Here is a 15,244-nt window from a genome sequence, read left to right on the forward strand (position 1 = left end):
CGTCAGCTCGCCGACCGGCGGATGGTGCCGTACTTCAGAGCGGACCAGAAGTCTCCCCGCACGTAGCGCTGCTCCGGGTCCGGGTCGAAGTCGAAGCTGCGCGCCTGGCCCTTGCTCAGCGCCTCGGCCACCAGACGCCGCCGGCGCTGGCTGGCTCGGACCTGGTCTTCGAGCGTGGCGAGGTCGTAGCGGGTGTCCAGCTCACCGCGCAGGGCGGTGACGACGTCGGCGTAGGCCGGGTCGTCGGCCACATTGCGCAGTTCGTCAGGATCGGCCTGCAGGTCGAACAGCTGATCCGGGTCGCCGGGGCAGGTGATGAACTTGTGCGGCCCACGGACGATGGTCAGCTGCGGGCGCACGGTGCCTTCGGCGAGATACTCGATGACGACGTCCCGGCTGTACGGGTCGAGCTCTCCGGCGGCCTCCTTCTGGGCGATCTCCAGCATGGAGTCCCCGCGGGTCTCTGCCGCGGGGGCCTGCCCCAGCTGCAGCAGCGTGGGCATCAGGTCCAGCAGGGAGACCGGGGTCCGGTATCGGCCCTTCTGCACCAGGTGCTCCGGTCCGTGGATGATCATCGGGACTCGTGCGGACTGCTCGTAGGGGGACATCTTGTACCAGAGGCCCTTCTCACCGAGCATGTCGCCGTGGTCGGAGGTGACGATGATGACCGTGTTGTCCATCAGCCCCAGCTTCTCCAGCTGCGCCCGGATCCGTCCTACGTGGTCGTCGATGTAGCTGACGGCCGCGTAGTAGGCGTGACGGGCCCGCCGCACCTCGTCGATGCCGGGGTCCCGGAGGTCGAAGCCGCTCATCGCCCGCAGCCGGTGGCTGTGCGGGTCGGAGGCCGGGTCCGGGACCTCCGGATGGGCGGGGTCCGGGATGTCTCCGTCGCCGAACCGGTCCCAGTGCTCCTGGGGCGGCTCGTAGGGGTCATGCGGGTGGATGAAGCTGGACACCATCAGGAACGGCCGAGCCTGCTCTCCGTGGGCTTCGGCCCACTGGCGGGCCCGGACCCGGTCGTTGAGATGGCGCAGCGTGCGGAAGGCCACCTCGTCGTCGAAGTCCTGCTGGACCGAGGCTTCTGAAACCCCGGCGTCGAAGACGGCCTCGGCGTCGTGGTACCACTGCAGCTTCTGGTCGAAGGGCAGGTCCCAGTCCGGGACCATGTCCAGGTCCGCCGGGTAGACGTCGGTGGTGAGCCGCTCCTCGAATCCGTGGTGCTGGTCGGCGCCGATGAAGTGCATCCGGCCCACCAGGGCGGTGTGGTAGCCGGCGTTGCGCAGGTGGTGCGCGAAGGTCGGCTCGGAGGAGGCGAAGTCATCGCCGTTGTCGAAGCAGCCCAGCTCGGAGGGCATGGTGCCGGTCATCATCGAGGCACGGGACGGCGCACACAGCGGAGTGTTGCAGTAGGCCCGGTCAAAGACCGCGCCCTCTGCGGCCAACGCGTCGATGTGCGGCGTCTTGGCTGCCTCGTCGCCGTAGGCGCCCAGGGCCTGGGCGGCCATCTGGTCGGCCTGGATGACCACGATGTTCGGAGGGGAGACGGTAGCTCCGTCAGCAGGGGGAGACACGGTTCCGTCGTGGTGGGAGACGTGCTCTTCAGTCATCCTGCATCCCTCCTTCTGGGTCTGCGCGTGAGTGTGGACGCCCGTGGAGGCACGGGCCGTGGCCAGCGTACATGTTCGCGATGGTTAAGGTGGTGGGGATGGCTTCGACAGATGATGCACCCACCTGCTGCGCCGCCTCCCGTGGGGCGTCCGGTCCTGCTTCTCCCGCGGCTTCTGATGTCTTATCCGACGACGGCGGTGCGGTGGGCTCTGCCGTCCCAGGCCCCGGCAGAGCTGAGCTGAAGGCACTGGCCTCCGAAGCTCCAGGCGAGTTGGCCCTGGTGGGGCTCGACGGCGGGGCATTCCGGATGGGCAGTGAGGATGCGCTGGCCTACCCGCAGGACGGGGAGGGACCGGTGCGGTCGGTGGAGGTGGAGCCCTTCGCGATCTCGGCGACCACAGTCACGGTGGCGGAGTTCGCGGTGTTTGTGCTGGCCACCGGGCACGTCACCGATGCCGAGCGGTGCGGAGACTCCCTGGTGTTCGCCGGGAAGCTGGCGCCCCAGGCGGCTGAACGGCTGCCTCGGGTGGCGGAGGCTCCCTGGTGGTGTCAGGTGCCGGGGGCGACGTGGTTCGCGCCGGAGGGTCCGGGGTCCTCGGTGCGCGGCCGAGAGGATCACCCGGTGACTCATGTCTCGCAGCGGGATGCGGTGGCCTATGTGGACTGGTTGGGCGCCCGGCTGCCTACGGAGCAGGAGTGGGAGTTCGCCGCCCGCGGGCGTCTGGATCAGCAGCCCTACCCGTGGGGCGCGATGCGCGACCCAGACGGTGTGCGGCGGATGAACATCTTCCCGGGCACCTTCCCGGATGAGCCGGGCGGCCCGGTGGGGACGGTTCCGGTACGGTCCTTCGAGCCGAACGGCTACGGACTGTTCAACGTGACCGGCAATGTGTGGGAATGGACGGCGAGCAGGTGGTCTGGCGAATCGGATGAGCCGGTGATGCGCGGCGGCTCGTACATGTGCCACGAGTCGTACTGTCGGCGGTACCGGACCTCGGCCCGCAGCTCCGCGACGGCGGACACGTCCTTGGGGCATGCCGGGTTCCGGGTGGCGTTGAGTCGGTGATCTCGGGGCCGGAGCGGGGTCTGTGGCGTCGGGGTGATGAGGTCAGGTGAGTTCGGAGTGTTTCTGGGGGTCGTGGGAGATCACGGACTGCAGCGGTGCGACGGCGAGTGTGGCGATGGCCAGGCAGGCGAGGGCGTAGCCGACGTGGCTGTTGAGGGAGTCGCGCAGATGCGGAAGCACCCACATGAGCACGGCCATGAGGGCGGCCGTAAGGGCCATCATCGGCATCGCGGCGCCGGTGAGGCGCGTGGCGCCGTGGGAGCGCATCCAGTAGTGGATGGACCCGATCACGGCACCACCGAAGAGGACGGTGTTCAGGAGAAACAGGATCCAGTAGCCGGTTGAGCGGTCTTCGGAGAGAACCGGCAGGGACCCGTGGCCGAAGAAGAAGGCGGTTGCGGAGACTGTCAGCAGAAACGCGGCCCAGCCGTCATGGGGCGCCCCGAGCGCGGGCTTCTCCGGGGAGGCGTCCTGAATCTGTGCTGTCTGTGAATCAGCCATGGAACCACCTCATCACATGGGCCAACTCGGGTCCACGACGGCGTCCGGGCGGGTCTTGCGGAAGTACTCCTGCAGGGACGCGGCCTGTTCGGCCTTCCAGCCGATCTGCAGCTGATGAAGGTCCGCTGCGGGGATCTGGATCTGCGGGTATTGAGCGGCCAGGGCGTTGCCGACCTCGACGGCGGCCCAGGCGTCCGGGGCGGCCGAGTGGGCGTCGTCGAGCTCCACCTGATAGTGCGTGGAGAGGTGGCCCAGCGTGCGCTTGCCGCGTCGGAACTGATCGACCTGCTTGTCGATGACCAGCGGGTCGATGACCGGGAGGGCGGTGGGGAAACCGACGCCGTGGCGCTGAGCCTCCTGGGCCAGGACGGTGAGGTCATAGGGGGCGTTGAAGATGACTACCGGTGTGCCCGAGGCGAACTCCTGGGAGAGCGCGTAGACGATCTGGGGGATCGCTTCGGCCGCCAGTTGGCCCTCGGCCTGTGCCCGTTCGGTGGTGATGCCGTGGATGGCGGTGGTCTCGGCCGGGATCTCCACACCCGGGTTCACCAGCCACTCCTGCACTCGGACGGAGGAGGCGGGCGCGGTCAGGCCCGGGGAGACTTCGTCGTGAGGTTCGAAGATCACCACGGCGGCAGAGACGATCCGGGCGACCCGGGGGTCACGAGAGGTCGTCTCCAGGTCGAAGCCGACCCGGCGGCCCAGGTGCCAGGAGTCGCCGTTGGCGGGGAGGTCGAAGAGCATCGGGTTGTCCACACCTCCACACTATCTCGGGGGTGTGACACGGCTGATCGCGGCGTGCCGCGATCGGAGGACGACACTCCTGAGTTCTCCACAGGCCAGGACATGAGGGCCCATGCGATGGCCGGTGTCGCTAGGGTGTGATGGTGGCAGAACTGAACGACTCATGGAGAGTGACGTGAACGGAGCAGGACGAAAGGTCGCGCAGAGGCGAGTGGGGTCGCTGAGCATGGCAGTGGTATGCGGGCTGCTGCTGACGGGGTGCGGGCCGTCTGATGAACCTGAGGGGGCGGAATCGACGGCCTCGACGGAAACCGATCAGGTGGATGAGGGCAGCGAGAGCGGCGAGGTGACGGAGGAGGCTGCGGAGGCTGAGCCGGAGCCGGAACCGGAGCCGGTGCCGGCGTCCTCTGAGGGCCCGGCGGAGAACTGGCCCGAGCCTGAGATTCCCGATGAGGTGTATCAGGAGACCGGGGATGGGGCGATCGCCATGCTGGAGCACTGGGTCGAGACTCGCAACTACTTGCAGCTCACCGGAGATGACGAGCCCATGTGGGAAATCTCATCTGAGGACTGCGAGCACTGTCAGAACGTGACGGAGCGGATGACCGGGGTCTACTCGAGTGGAGACAACTGGTACGAGAGCGAAGGATCGTCCATTGACAGGGCCTTCGCAACCAACGTCGTCGATTCCCGCGCTTACGTCGCATTCGAGTTTTACGAGGGGATCTTTGTCGCTTACAAGGATGGCGACGAGCTGGGTGAAGGTGGCGGCACGACCTTCGAGGTTGCTGAAGCCGCCCTCGACTTCATTGACGGACGCTGGGAGCTCCAGGAAGTCAACGTCGAACCTTCGGACGATTAAAAGTGCATGGCTGGCGGGAGCAGCACTTCAGAAGTCAGATGATCATGCGAAGGCTATTCTCGGGAACGTTGATCTTCATGGTGGCAACCGGCATGCTGTGGGGCGTTGCTCATGCCTCAGCATCGCCACCGGGGGCTGAGGAGTTCTTCGGCGATGCCTCCGAGGACACATTCGAAATCCGCGGAGTCCGGGACGTGAATCCGGATGACTCTGGAGATGCGGCGCCTGACGGCGACGGAAACGAATCCGGCACCCCGGAAGACACCAATTCGGACGGCGGGCTATCGCCTGTGCGTGATCCGGCAGCGGCTGATGAGCAAACGGAACTAGACGTCAACGCGTACTGTGCGAACGAGGTAGGAGCAGCCCTGGAAGACTGCCGTGAGGTACTGAGCCGCCTGTGTTACAACCAAGGTCAAAATGTGGGGTCTGTCGAGGACGATCAGGGCAATGCAGGCCTCCGGTGTGTGACCACTGGCGGGATCATCGGTGATGACGACGAGGAGGATGACGTCGTCGACCTTCTCGCCCAGCTGCCGGGTGCCGTCGAGGAGGAGTTCTCGACTCTGCAGATCGACGGCGGCTCGGTGTCCTTCGAAGAGTCGCTGCTGGGTTTCGGGTACCTCAATCGGCACACGCACATGTTCGCGGACGTGGAGGAACAGATCGTCGAGACGGAGCTGCTGGGCTTCGACGTGGAGATCCGCGCGATGCCTGAGAGCTTCCAGTGGGACTACGGCGACGGGAACCAGCGCACCACCTATCAGTCAGGCGAGCCGCTGCCGGAGTACTGGGCGGGTGAACCGGTGGACAAGACGGATGCCGAGACGCCGACCAGCCATGTGTACACCGAGACCGGGGTCTTCGACGTCACTCTGACCACGACGTTCTCCGGCCAGTACCGCGTCGACGGCGGAGAGTGGGTCGTGATCCCGGGGGCCTCGGACGTCGCCTCGTCGCCGGGGGAGGCCGACATCTGGCGACAGTCCAGCCGCAATGTCTCGGGTCCTTGCCGGAGCCAGGAGGAGTGGGGTTGCAACGGGCCGGTGGAACTGGATCCCGGAGACAGGCCGCCCAAGATCTTCCAGGATCAGTATGACGAGCACGGCAACTGGATCGGCGAGCATCCCTGATTCCCGGAATCACCTGGCTCTGTTCCTCCTGAACCAGACATGTCACACCCCTCTGATTGAATGAGTGGCATGGAGTTCGATGCGTCCCAAGGTCAGGTCCTCGCCGCAGTCGCCGAGCCCGGACACGGCCCCGTCCTGGTTCATGGGGGCCCTGGCAGCGGCAAGTCGACGTTGACCGCTGAACTGGCCCTGCGGCATCTGGAAGCCGGCCTGGACTCGCACCGGCTCCTCGTGCTCTCGCCGACTCGGGCGTCCTCGGCGGCGCTGCGGGACGAGATCGAGACCTCCTGGGCGCGCCGCGACAGCACCGGTCGGGGCGGGTCGCTCTCGGAGCAGCCGTCGCGGTCCTTCGCCTCCTACGCCTTCTGGCTCCTCGGCGAGGCGCGACGCCGGGAGATCCTCTCTTTCCGAGCCCGGCAGCCACGCCTGCTCTCCGGTGCTGAGCAGGACAGCATCATCCGGGAGCTGCTCGCACCGGATCCCACCACGGGGCTGGCCGCCGCCCACTGGCCCCCCGCGCTGCGTGAAGCGGCAGGCACCGACGGTTTCCGCAAGGAGATCCGTGAACTCTTCGACCGGGCCGCCGAGTACGGGGTCTCCCCGGACCAGCTGCGTGCGCTCGCAGACGCCTGCGGCCGCCCTGAATGGCGGGCCGCTGCGGACCTCTATGAGAGCTACCGCGAGGACCTCGACGCCGGTTCCAACGCTGACGCTTTCGACCCCGCCGGGCTGATCAACGAGGCCTGTAACCTGCTGGAGGAGAATCCGGAGTTCCTCCACGATGAACGGGTCCGGCTGCAACGGGTGGTCGTCGACGACGTCCACGAGGCGACCCCCAGCGTGTTCCGTCTGCTGCGACTCATCGGAGCAGGCCAGGACGTGATCGCCTTCGCCACCCCAGAGACTGCGGTGCAGGGGTTCCGCGGCGCTCGCCCCGACAAGCTGCGCAGCTGGACGATCGCCCCGCAGCGCCTCACCGCTGAAGCGGCAGAACGCAGCGGCATGACGCTCAACCCGGAGACGGACCTGGAGATCGACGGCGTCGTGCGGCGCAGCGTCTCCGGAGCGATGACCCCAGACCCGCACGGCGGACTCCCCGGCGCAGCCCCCTCAGTGATGGTGCTGCGGGGGAATCACCGCATCGCCCCCGAGGTGGGCCGCGCCTACGCGCGAGCAGTCCGTCGCCTCGCTCCCATCGGCCCCCAGGAGCCCCGCCAGCCTTGGCTGAAGCTCCTGGGCGACGGCACCGACACTGCGCCGCACGCCGCACCCGGCTCCTGCGCTGTGGAGATCGTGCCCCAGGATTACCTGGCCGAGCAGTTCGTCCTCCAGGAGGTCCTGGACCGACACCACCGGGCCGGCGTGCCGTTCGATGAGATCGCGGTCATCGCGCGCAATGGGGCCATGCTGCAGCGTCTGGTGCGCATGTTCCAGGCCCAAGGAGTCCCCGTCCGGCAGTCCATGAGCGATGTGGTCCTCAACCAGGAGCCTGCTGTCCATCCCTTGCTGAGGATCCTCGACGTCGTCGCCGATCCCGAGGCGCAGCCCGTCGAGCTGCCAGAGGCGCTCACCCTGCTGACCAGCCGCTACGGGGAAGCCGACTCCATGACCCTGCGCAGCCTGCGCCAGGTGCTGCGACAGCAGGAGCGACGCAGTGCCATCGGCGAGCCGCGCAGCTCGGACGAGCTGCTGTGTGCGGCCATCAACACCCCAGAGGACCCGGTCGTCGCCGCAGTGCAGGCGCAGGAACGTTACCGCCACCTGACTCGGGGCGCCGTGCGCATCGCCGCCATGAGCCAGTCCGGGCGAGCGGCCTTCGGTGCTTCCGTCGGGCCCGAAGAGCTGCTGTGGGCGATCTGGGACGCGGCCGGGGTCAGCGCCCACTGGGCTGGTGTCTCCCGCAAGCCGACCGCCGAAGGGAGGGTCGCGGATCAGGACCTGGACGCTGTCATGGCGCTGTTTCAGGCCGCTGAACGCTTCGCGGACCAGAACCCGGGAGCAACGCCTCAGGCGTTCGTGGACCACATGGAGCGCCTCGAGCTGCCCATGGACACTCTGGCGAAGACCTCCGCCGGGGATCAGGCGGTGGAGGTCCTCACCCCGGCCAGTGCGGCCGGCCGCGAATTCGACACGGTCATCCTCACCGGACTCCAGGAGGGGGCCTGGCCCAACCTCAACCCCCGCGGTCAGCTTCTCGGCGGGGGCCAGCTCGTCGACGTCGTCGAAGGCCGCACGGACACCTCTGCACAGTCTCCGCTGGTGAAACGCATGTCCGTGCTGCAGGACGAGTACCGGCTCTTCGCCTCCGCCGTCTCCCGCGCCAAGCGCCGGCTCTTCGCCGTCGCCGTCCACGGGCAGGAGGAGAGCCCTTCGATGCTGCTGGACCTGGTGGTCCCCCCGAATGAGCGCACGGCCCGCGGATCGGCCATCCCACGGCCCATCACCGCCCCGCGGCTCATCGCGGAGCTCCGCCGCCACCTGGAGCACAGCTTCCAGCGCGAGCTCGATGGCGCCACCGCCTCACCGGCGGATGAGCAGGAACGTGAGGCCGCCGCCCGGGCGCTCGCACGGCTGGCGCACGACGGGCTCACCGGAGCCCACCCGGACCAGTGGTGGGGGCTCCCTGAACTCAGCACCGAGGATCCGCTGCTCGGCCCCGAGGACGTCGTGCGGGTCTCACCCTCCAGCGTGCAGACCGCCGTGGAGTCCCCGCTGCAGTGGTTCACCAGTGCCGCCGGGGGAGTGGAGGCCACCGATTTCAGTCGTATGCTCGGCTCTCTCATCCACGAGATCGCCGAGCATCACCCGACCGAGACGGAAGTGGACGTGCTGCTCAAGGAGCTCGAGCAACGGTGGCACAGCCTCGGCCGGGACGAGGGTTGGGAGGCTGAGAGGGACCGCCGTCGGGCCGAGACCATGATCGGCAAGCTCGCCCAGTACTTCCGGGCCGCCCAGCAGGAGGGCCGCGAGGTCGAAGCCCGCGAGCTGCAGGTCGAGGCCACCCTCGAGGTACCCGTGCCCGAGGTCCAGCACACTGACGAGGACGGTGCCGTGACTCCGGAGGCTCGGCCTGACCTGACCCGTACGGTCCAGATCCGCGGGGTGATCGACCGAGTCGAGCGGACCGCCGACGGGAAACTGTTCGTCATCGATCTCAAGACCGGGCGCGGCAAGCCCACCAAGGATGACATCGTCACCCACGCCCAGCTCGGGGCCTACCAGTTGCTGGTCTCCCTGGGAGCGGTGGATCAGGCCCTGACCAGCGCGGCAGGAGAGGACCAGGGCTCCGGCACAGCACGGCCCGAGCGACCTTCCGGCAGCCTGGGTGCGGCCCTGCTGCACGTGGGGACCGGGGTCAAGAAGATCGATCTCCAGGGCCAGACGGCATTGGGGGAGGGAGACAGCTGGCCCTTGGAGCAGGTCACCCTGGCGGCTCAGGTGATGTCCGGGGCCCGGTACGACGCCTTCCATGCCTCCCAAGGACGGGGCTGCCGGATCGGCGCCCTCTGCCCGCTCTGCACTGACGCGAAGCAGGTGACCCAGCCATGAATTCGTCCTCTCTCGCCACAGGAGATACCGTGCCCGACGCAGACTCCGCTGCCCGTGTGGCCACCGTCCGCCACAGCGCCCGGGACATCGCCGACGCACTCCAGCGGGACACCCCGCCGGAGAAGCGTCTCTATCCCACTCCGGAGCAGCAGGACGTCATCGAAGCCGGCCTTGATCCGATGCTCGTGGTCGCCGGCGCCGGCTCGGGGAAGACCGCCACGATGGCGGACCGGGTCGTGTGGCTGGTCGCCAACGGCCTCGTTCGGCCCGATCAGATCCTCGGAGTCACCTTCACCAAGAAGGCCGCCGGTGAGCTCAAGGAGCGTATCACCGGGCGGCTGCGTCAGCTCATCGAAGCGGACCTGATCGCCCCCGAGGACATCGTCCCTCCGGAGCTTGTCGACGACGCCCGGACCCAGTCGATCTCGGAGCTGCTGACCCCGGCGGTGTCCACCTACCACTCCTACGCCAACACCCTGGTAGGAGAGTACGGGCTGCACATCGGCCTGGAGCCGGAGACCCAGCTGATCGGGGAGGCCAAGGCCTGGCAGATGGTGCACCGCATCGCCAGCAGCTACGAGCGGGCCCAGGTGCTCGTGGACGCGGAGCAGTCTGCGGGGAACCTCGCCGGCCAGGTCATGCAGCTCGCCTCGGACTGTGCGGAGCATCTGCGCACCCCCGACGACGTCGAGGCTCACCTGGATGTGGAGCTCGCCCGCTACGACGGGTGGGTCGCCGATGGGGCCTCACCGAAGAAGGAACAGATCGCTCTCGCCCAGTCGCTGCGTGTGCGCCGCGAAATGGCAGAGCTGGTGCGTCGCTTCCAGGAGGCCAAGCGTCACGAGGGCTTCATGGACTTCGGGGACCTGCTGCGCTTCGCCGCGCAGATCGCCATGGACGTGCCCAGCGCGGGAGCCGCCGAGCGCGAGAAGTACAAGGTGGTGCTGCTCGACGAGTTCCAGGACACCTCCTTCGCCCAGCTGGCGCTGTTCTCCCACCTGTACGGCGCCGGGATCGACGGGCGCGGAGAATCCGGCGGCGTGGGGCACGCGGTGACCGCTGTGGGGGATCCGAACCAGTCGATCTACGGCTTCCGCGGCGCCTCAGCCGGGCAGCTCTTCGACTTCCCCCAGGCCTTCCCTGCTGTGGATCCGGCCACTGGGGACCGCCGAGCCGCCGATCTGAAGCAGCTGACCGTCGCCTGGCGCAACGGCCGCACCATCCTTGAGGTCGCCAATCGGATCGTGGAGCCCTTTCGCCCGGACTCGGCCGATTCCCTGGGCAAGCCCTGGCGGCAGCACAATGCGCATCTGCGTGCCCGGCTGAAGCCGCTGAGCTCCCCGGACGGCGCGGGGGACGGCACGGTCCGCGTCGGCTGGTTCAGCTCCGAGGCGGAGGAGTCCCAGGCCATCGCCGCCCAGCTGGCTGACACCCTTGACGTGCTGCCTGGTGCGGGCCGTCCCAGCTGCGCGGTGCTCTCCCGGACCCGCGCCCAGCTGGAGACGGTGGCGGAGCACCTGCGGGCCGCCGGCATCGAGTACGAGCTGGTGGGGCTCTCCGGGCTGCTCAGGACCCCGGAGGTGGCCGAAGTGCTGGCCTATCTCCGGGTGGTGGCGGACCCCGGCCGTTCTGATGCGCTGATCCGGATCCTGGCCGGAGCTAGGTACCGTATCGGGCCCAAGGACCTGGTCCAGCTGCAGCGTGCGGCCCGTGACCTGGAAGGTCTGCGTCTGCGAACCGATGCCGACCAGGAGACCGCCGACGGTGCGGATGCGGAGGACCGGTACGAGTCCACTGCACTGGAGATGGACGAGCGCTCGTCCCTGGTGGAAGCCCTGGAGCGTCTCCAGGACGACCCGCAGCAGGCGGAGAGGCTCGGACTGTCGGCTGAGGGCCATCGCCGCCTGGTGCTGGCCAAGAATCAGATCCGGCGTCTGCGTCAGTGGACCGGGCTGGACATCGGGGTGCTGATCCAACGGATCATCAGCGACACCGGCCTGGACATCGAGGTCACCGCCCGCCCGTGGGAGGAGCAGCACCACGCGGCCCGCCAGCTGGATGCGCTCATCGATGAGGCCGAGGGCTACGCCGCCACCGAGACCACCCCGGACCTGCGCAGCTTTCTGGACTGGTTGGATGCCGCGGAGGAGCGCGAGCGAGGACTCGAGCAGGCCGACGTCGAGCCCCGGCCCGGGGCGGTGCAGCTGCTGACCGTGCACGCCTCGAAGGGACTCGAGTGGGACGTGGTCGTAGTGGCGGGCCTGCGGGAGGAGAAGTTCCCCAGCAAGCAGGCTGATCGCTGGACCGGAAGCAACGGGATGTTGCCGGCCCGTCTCCGCGGTGATCGCCGCAGCATCCCGCAGTGGGAGTCGGACCAGGAGGAGCTGCGGGCCTGGGCTGTGTCGGCCGGATTCGGCGCGTGGAAGGACTTCACCGAGGAGAACCCCGTCTACTCCCAGGATGTCCGGGACTTCACCCGGGAGGAGGAGCGACGCTTGGCCTATGTGGCGGTCACCCGGGCGAGGCACCTGCTGATCTGCACGGGGGCCTGCTTCTACGGACCGAGCAAGGGCCAAGGGCCCTCCGAGTTCCTGGAGGAGATCCGCGAGGTCGCCGACGCCGACGGTGTGGCTGGTCAGAACCGGTTGGCGTGGGCCGAGGTCGAGGACCTCACCGCCAACCCGTTGGCCGGGCAGGTGCTTGGGGCGCACTGGCCCTATGATCCGTTGGCTCCGATGCCCATCGCCCGCTACCGGCAGCAGGAAGCGCCTGAAGGTGATGCCCGGCTGGCGACGATGGAGTTGATCGAAGCCCCAGCGCAGGTGCCAGGGCGCCGCCCGGCGCTCACACGTTCGGCCGACCTGGTGCGCACCGCGGCAGCCGAGCTGGACGCCGACGCCGGCGCTCTGGACCAGACCTTGCTGACGCCCTGGGAGCAGGAGGCGCAGTGGATCGTCGACCGAGTGCGCTCCCAGCGACGGGGGAGTGGCTTGCCCTCCTTCCCGTCACACATCAGCGTCTCCGGGGTGGTCGGCCTCGCGCAGAACGCCAAAGGCGTGGCGGAGTTCGCCCGCCGGCCCGTGCCGGTGAAGCCCTCCCAAGCGGCCCGCCGCGGCACGGTGATGCATGAGTGGATCGAGGAGTTTTACCAGACCCGCAGCCGGCTGCCGGACATCGAGGAGCCGGGGAGGGGCGATGAAGAGCTCGACGACGCCTTCGACCTCGCTCAGGTCAAGGACCAGTTCACCGACACCGAGTGGGCACAGCGTCAGCTGTACGCTGCGGAGATCCCCGTGGAGACCTCCATCGACGGAGTGGTGGTACGTGGCCGCATCGACGCCGTCTTCGGCCGTGACCAGGACGGTCGGGACCTCACCGCTCAGGACCACCACCGCTGGGAGCTGATGCCGAGTGCAAAACGGGACGCTCAGATGCAGCAGTGCCAGTGGCACCTGGTCGACTGGAAGACCGGCATGGTGCCCACAGGGAAGGACCTCACGGAGAAGCAGCTGCAGCTGGCGGTGTACCGGTTGGCCTTCCATCGGCTCTACGGGGTGCCGCTGGACCAGATCGAGGCCTCGTTCTTCTACGTGGAGCACGGGGTCACGGTGCCCGGCACAGACCTGCCCGAGGCGGATGCCCTGGAGGCGCATATCCGCGGGGCACGGAAGCATTTCGGGGAGTGAGCGTTGTCTGGGTCCTCAGGTGTGGCCCCGCCGGGCCTCGAGATTCCTGATGATGTCCGCGACGACTTCAACTGCTGGTTGGTGCTCCCAATAGCGGAGCACCAACCAGCCTTCTGAGCGCAGCAGACGGGTGGTCTCGGCGTCACGTTCGCGGTTCCGCGCAATCTTGGCGGACCAGTACCCGCGGTTGCTCTTGGGCATGATGAAATGCTCCGGACAACCGTGCCAGTAGCATCCGTCGATGAGGACCACGGCACGAAGCTTCGTGAAGGCGATGTCGACGCTCCGGCGGCGGTCCCGTTCCAGCGGCCGGTAGTTGATTCTGTATCGCCACCCGGCAGCGTGAAGAGCTTTTCGGACTTGGAGTTCGGGAGTGGTGTCGCGTCCACGGTTTGCCCGCATGGTGACTCGAGCGTGGGGCGAACTCGCCCATGAGCCCTCAGCAGGGCCGTGCTCCGAGCCCACCATGCGCTTCAGGCCAGCACGGGCTCGTCCGCGTGAGAGTTTGCAGGAACCGTTGCCATGTTGGCGTCGACGTCGTCGTATGGCACGTGGAGGAACGTCTTGAACAACGCTTCGAAGATGGCCTTCGCGCCCTTGACCGGGACAGCCATGCCGATCTGCTTGCGGACGCTGGCGGGGCCTCCACGGAATCGGAAGTCGTTCGGGAACGTCTGCAGTCGAGCACGCTCGCGATTGGTGAGGGCGCGCGGCTCCTCCCAGTGATAGATGTGTGTGCCGCCACCCCCGGAGCCGGTCACGGTATAACTGGGCTTGTCGGCTTCAAGACGTCGATAGATGTTGCTCAGGGTCGCACCCTTCACATTGAGGCGCAGCCCCTCGTCGCCTTGGAGCAGTTTGGCGTTGAACGCGTTCTCGCCTGGGGCAATGAGTTTGAGCCGTTCGACGACTGTCTGGTTGTGCCGGGGAAGTTCGTTGTTCGGCGCGTCGGCGGGGATGTCTGAGAAGGCTTCCGCGACGGATATCGGGAAGTCCCGCGTCGTCGGAGCAGGGACTCGGAACTCCTCTTTCAGATCACCTCGGATGCCGACGATGATGATGCGGCGTCGCTTCTGTGGGACGCCGTACTCCTCGAAACGATAGACGTGAGGGACCAGGGTGTAGCCATGCTCTCCAGCGGATGCCATCGCCTCGAGGATCTGCTGGAGTGCGCGGCCTCCGTTGGAGCTCGCGAGGCCGGTGACGTTCTCCGCGACGAACCATTTCGGCTGGTGGGTCTCGAGGACCTGCACACCCTGTTTGTACAGCGGGCCGAATTTGCCGTCGAGACCGCGGTGCTCGCCGATGGTGCTGAAGTCGTTGCAGGGAAACCCGAAGGCGAAGCCGTCCACCCTGACCAGGCTCTTGGGATCGATGGAACGCACGTCGCCGGAGATGAACTCCTTGGGTCGGATGTTCGCCCTGTAGGTCTTCTCAGTGTCCGGATGGAAGTCGTTGGCCCACTGGTGGGTCAGCGAGATGCTCGTCCCGAGGCTCCGGCTGACGTGTTCAGCAGCCTGTCGAGCCCCTAGCGCCATGCCACCGGGTCCGGAGAAGAACTCTCCCATTCTGAACGCTCTGGACAAGGTGAATCCTCCGTCGGCTGTCTGTGGATCGTCGAACTGATGCCGACGAACCTACGGCCTACCTCTGACACGGTACGTGGCGCCCTGCTGGGCCTCGTCAGCCACTTTACTGCGTCAGGTGATCCTGGAACGCCATCTGGGGCCGGTGTCCCCGAAGAATGGCCCGGATCCAAGCTGCACCTGGGTCCGCATCCGGGAGTTGAAGCGAGCGGTGGCAGCGGAGGAACTCTCAGGTGAGCAGAACGCCACGACCCCTTGGGGTTCGTGGAAGGGGCTCCCCACGGATTCCCGTGCAGCGTGGGTCAGCTGCCCCGCCTCCGGAATTGTTAGGGAGTAGTGCCCCATAGAGTGGTGTAACCCCCTGATGGTCCTCACTGTCCTGGTCTTGGACGTGAGCGCGGCCATCGGGTGGCCCCTTCGAGGAATCTCCTACAACCCACTCGAAAGGACATCACCACGATGACCGCTACCCATATTCTCGACCCTGCCACCGTGTTGAAGGAAGCCCT

Annotated in this window: 10 protein-coding genes; 5 read left to right on the plus strand and 5 right to left on the minus strand. The window is 67.5% G+C overall.

Features of this window, described 5'->3' with window-relative positions; translation table 11 throughout:
- Nucleotides 1-2 precede the first annotated feature (2 nt).
- The gene (betC, locus tag ABD658_RS07925; protein ID WP_344682333.1) at nt 3-1,607 is read right to left on the minus strand and encodes a choline-sulfatase; all 1,605 of its coding nucleotides are present in this window, start codon (nt 1,605-1,607) and stop codon (nt 3-5) included.
- A gap of 203 nt (nt 1,608-1,810) precedes the next feature.
- Here betC and ABD658_RS07930 point away from each other — a divergent pair, with 203 nt between their 5' ends.
- Nucleotides 1,811-2,674 carry a formylglycine-generating enzyme family protein gene (locus ABD658_RS07930; protein ID WP_344682331.1) on the plus strand — a complete coding sequence of 288 codons (864 nt, stop codon included), beginning with the start codon at nt 1,811-1,813 and terminating at the stop codon, nt 2,672-2,674.
- 42 nt (nt 2,675-2,716) lie between these two features.
- On the opposite strand, the gene ABD658_RS07935 is transcribed toward ABD658_RS07930, so the two are convergent.
- A complete protein-coding gene (locus ABD658_RS07935; protein WP_070159354.1) occupies nt 2,717-3,175 on the minus strand; it encodes a hypothetical protein in 459 nt (152 codons plus the stop codon).
- A 12-nt stretch (nt 3,176-3,187) separates the two neighbouring features.
- Entirely contained in the window at nt 3,188-3,931 is a 744-nt protein-coding gene (locus ABD658_RS07940) for a 3'-5' exonuclease (protein WP_344682327.1), read from the minus strand.
- Between the two features lie 163 nt (nt 3,932-4,094).
- On the opposite strand from ABD658_RS07940, the gene ABD658_RS07945 reads away from it, so the two are divergent.
- The 4 genes from ABD658_RS07945 (at nt 4,095) to ABD658_RS07960 (ending at nt 13,149) form a co-directional block, all read left to right on the plus strand.
- Nucleotides 4,095-4,781 carry a DUF6318 family protein gene (locus tag ABD658_RS07945; RefSeq protein ID WP_344682325.1) on the plus strand — a complete coding sequence of 229 codons (687 nt, stop codon included), beginning with the start codon at nt 4,095-4,097 and terminating at the stop codon, nt 4,779-4,781.
- A 467-nt stretch (nt 4,782-5,248) separates the two neighbouring features.
- Nucleotides 5,249-5,914, plus strand: a complete 666-nt coding sequence (locus tag ABD658_RS07950) for a hypothetical protein (protein WP_344682323.1) — start codon at nt 5,249-5,251, stop codon at nt 5,912-5,914.
- Between the two features lie 69 nt (nt 5,915-5,983).
- Nucleotides 5,984-9,463 carry an ATP-dependent helicase gene (locus ABD658_RS07955; RefSeq protein ID WP_344682321.1) on the plus strand — a complete coding sequence of 1,160 codons (3,480 nt, stop codon included), beginning with the start codon at nt 5,984-5,986 and terminating at the stop codon, nt 9,461-9,463.
- Nucleotides 9,464-9,492: 29 nt separating this feature from the next.
- A complete protein-coding gene (locus ABD658_RS07960) occupies nt 9,493-13,149 on the plus strand; it encodes an ATP-dependent helicase (RefSeq protein WP_344682319.1) in 3,657 nt (1,218 codons plus the stop codon).
- Nucleotides 13,150-13,164: 15 nt separating this feature from the next.
- On the opposite strand, the gene ABD658_RS07965 is transcribed toward ABD658_RS07960, so the two are convergent.
- Nucleotides 13,165-13,617, minus strand: coding sequence for a very short patch repair endonuclease (locus ABD658_RS07965; RefSeq protein WP_344744233.1), 453 nt, complete (start codon nt 13,615-13,617; stop codon nt 13,165-13,167).
- Nucleotides 13,618-13,622: 5 nt separating this feature from the next.
- A complete protein-coding gene (locus ABD658_RS07970) occupies nt 13,623-14,717 on the minus strand; it encodes a DNA cytosine methyltransferase (RefSeq protein WP_344682315.1) in 1,095 nt (364 codons plus the stop codon).
- Nucleotides 14,718-15,244: the final 527 nt, after the last annotated feature.

The organism is Nesterenkonia aethiopica, from assembly GCF_039534665.1.
Lineage (GTDB): Bacteria > Actinomycetota > Actinomycetes > Actinomycetales > Micrococcaceae > Nesterenkonia > Nesterenkonia aethiopica.

What these genes read in the sequence shown, in the direction of transcription:
- betC (WP_344682333.1), bottom strand. Translation starts at nt 1,607, where the DNA reads ATGACTGAAGAGCACGTCTCCCACCACGACGGAACCGTGTCTCCCCCT.
- ABD658_RS07935 (WP_070159354.1), bottom strand. Translation starts at nt 3,175, where the DNA reads ATGGCTGATTCACAGACAGCACAGATTCAGGACGCCTCCCCGGAGAAG.
- ABD658_RS07955 (WP_344682321.1), top strand. Translation starts at nt 5,984, where the DNA reads ATGGAGTTCGATGCGTCCCAAGGTCAGGTCCTCGCCGCAGTCGCCGAG.
- ABD658_RS07965 (WP_344744233.1), bottom strand. Translation starts at nt 13,617, where the DNA reads ATGGTGGGCTCGGAGCACGGCCCTGCTGAGGGCTCATGGGCGAGTTCG.
- ABD658_RS07970 (WP_344682315.1), bottom strand. Translation starts at nt 14,717, where the DNA reads ATGGGAGAGTTCTTCTCCGGACCCGGTGGCATGGCGCTAGGGGCTCGA.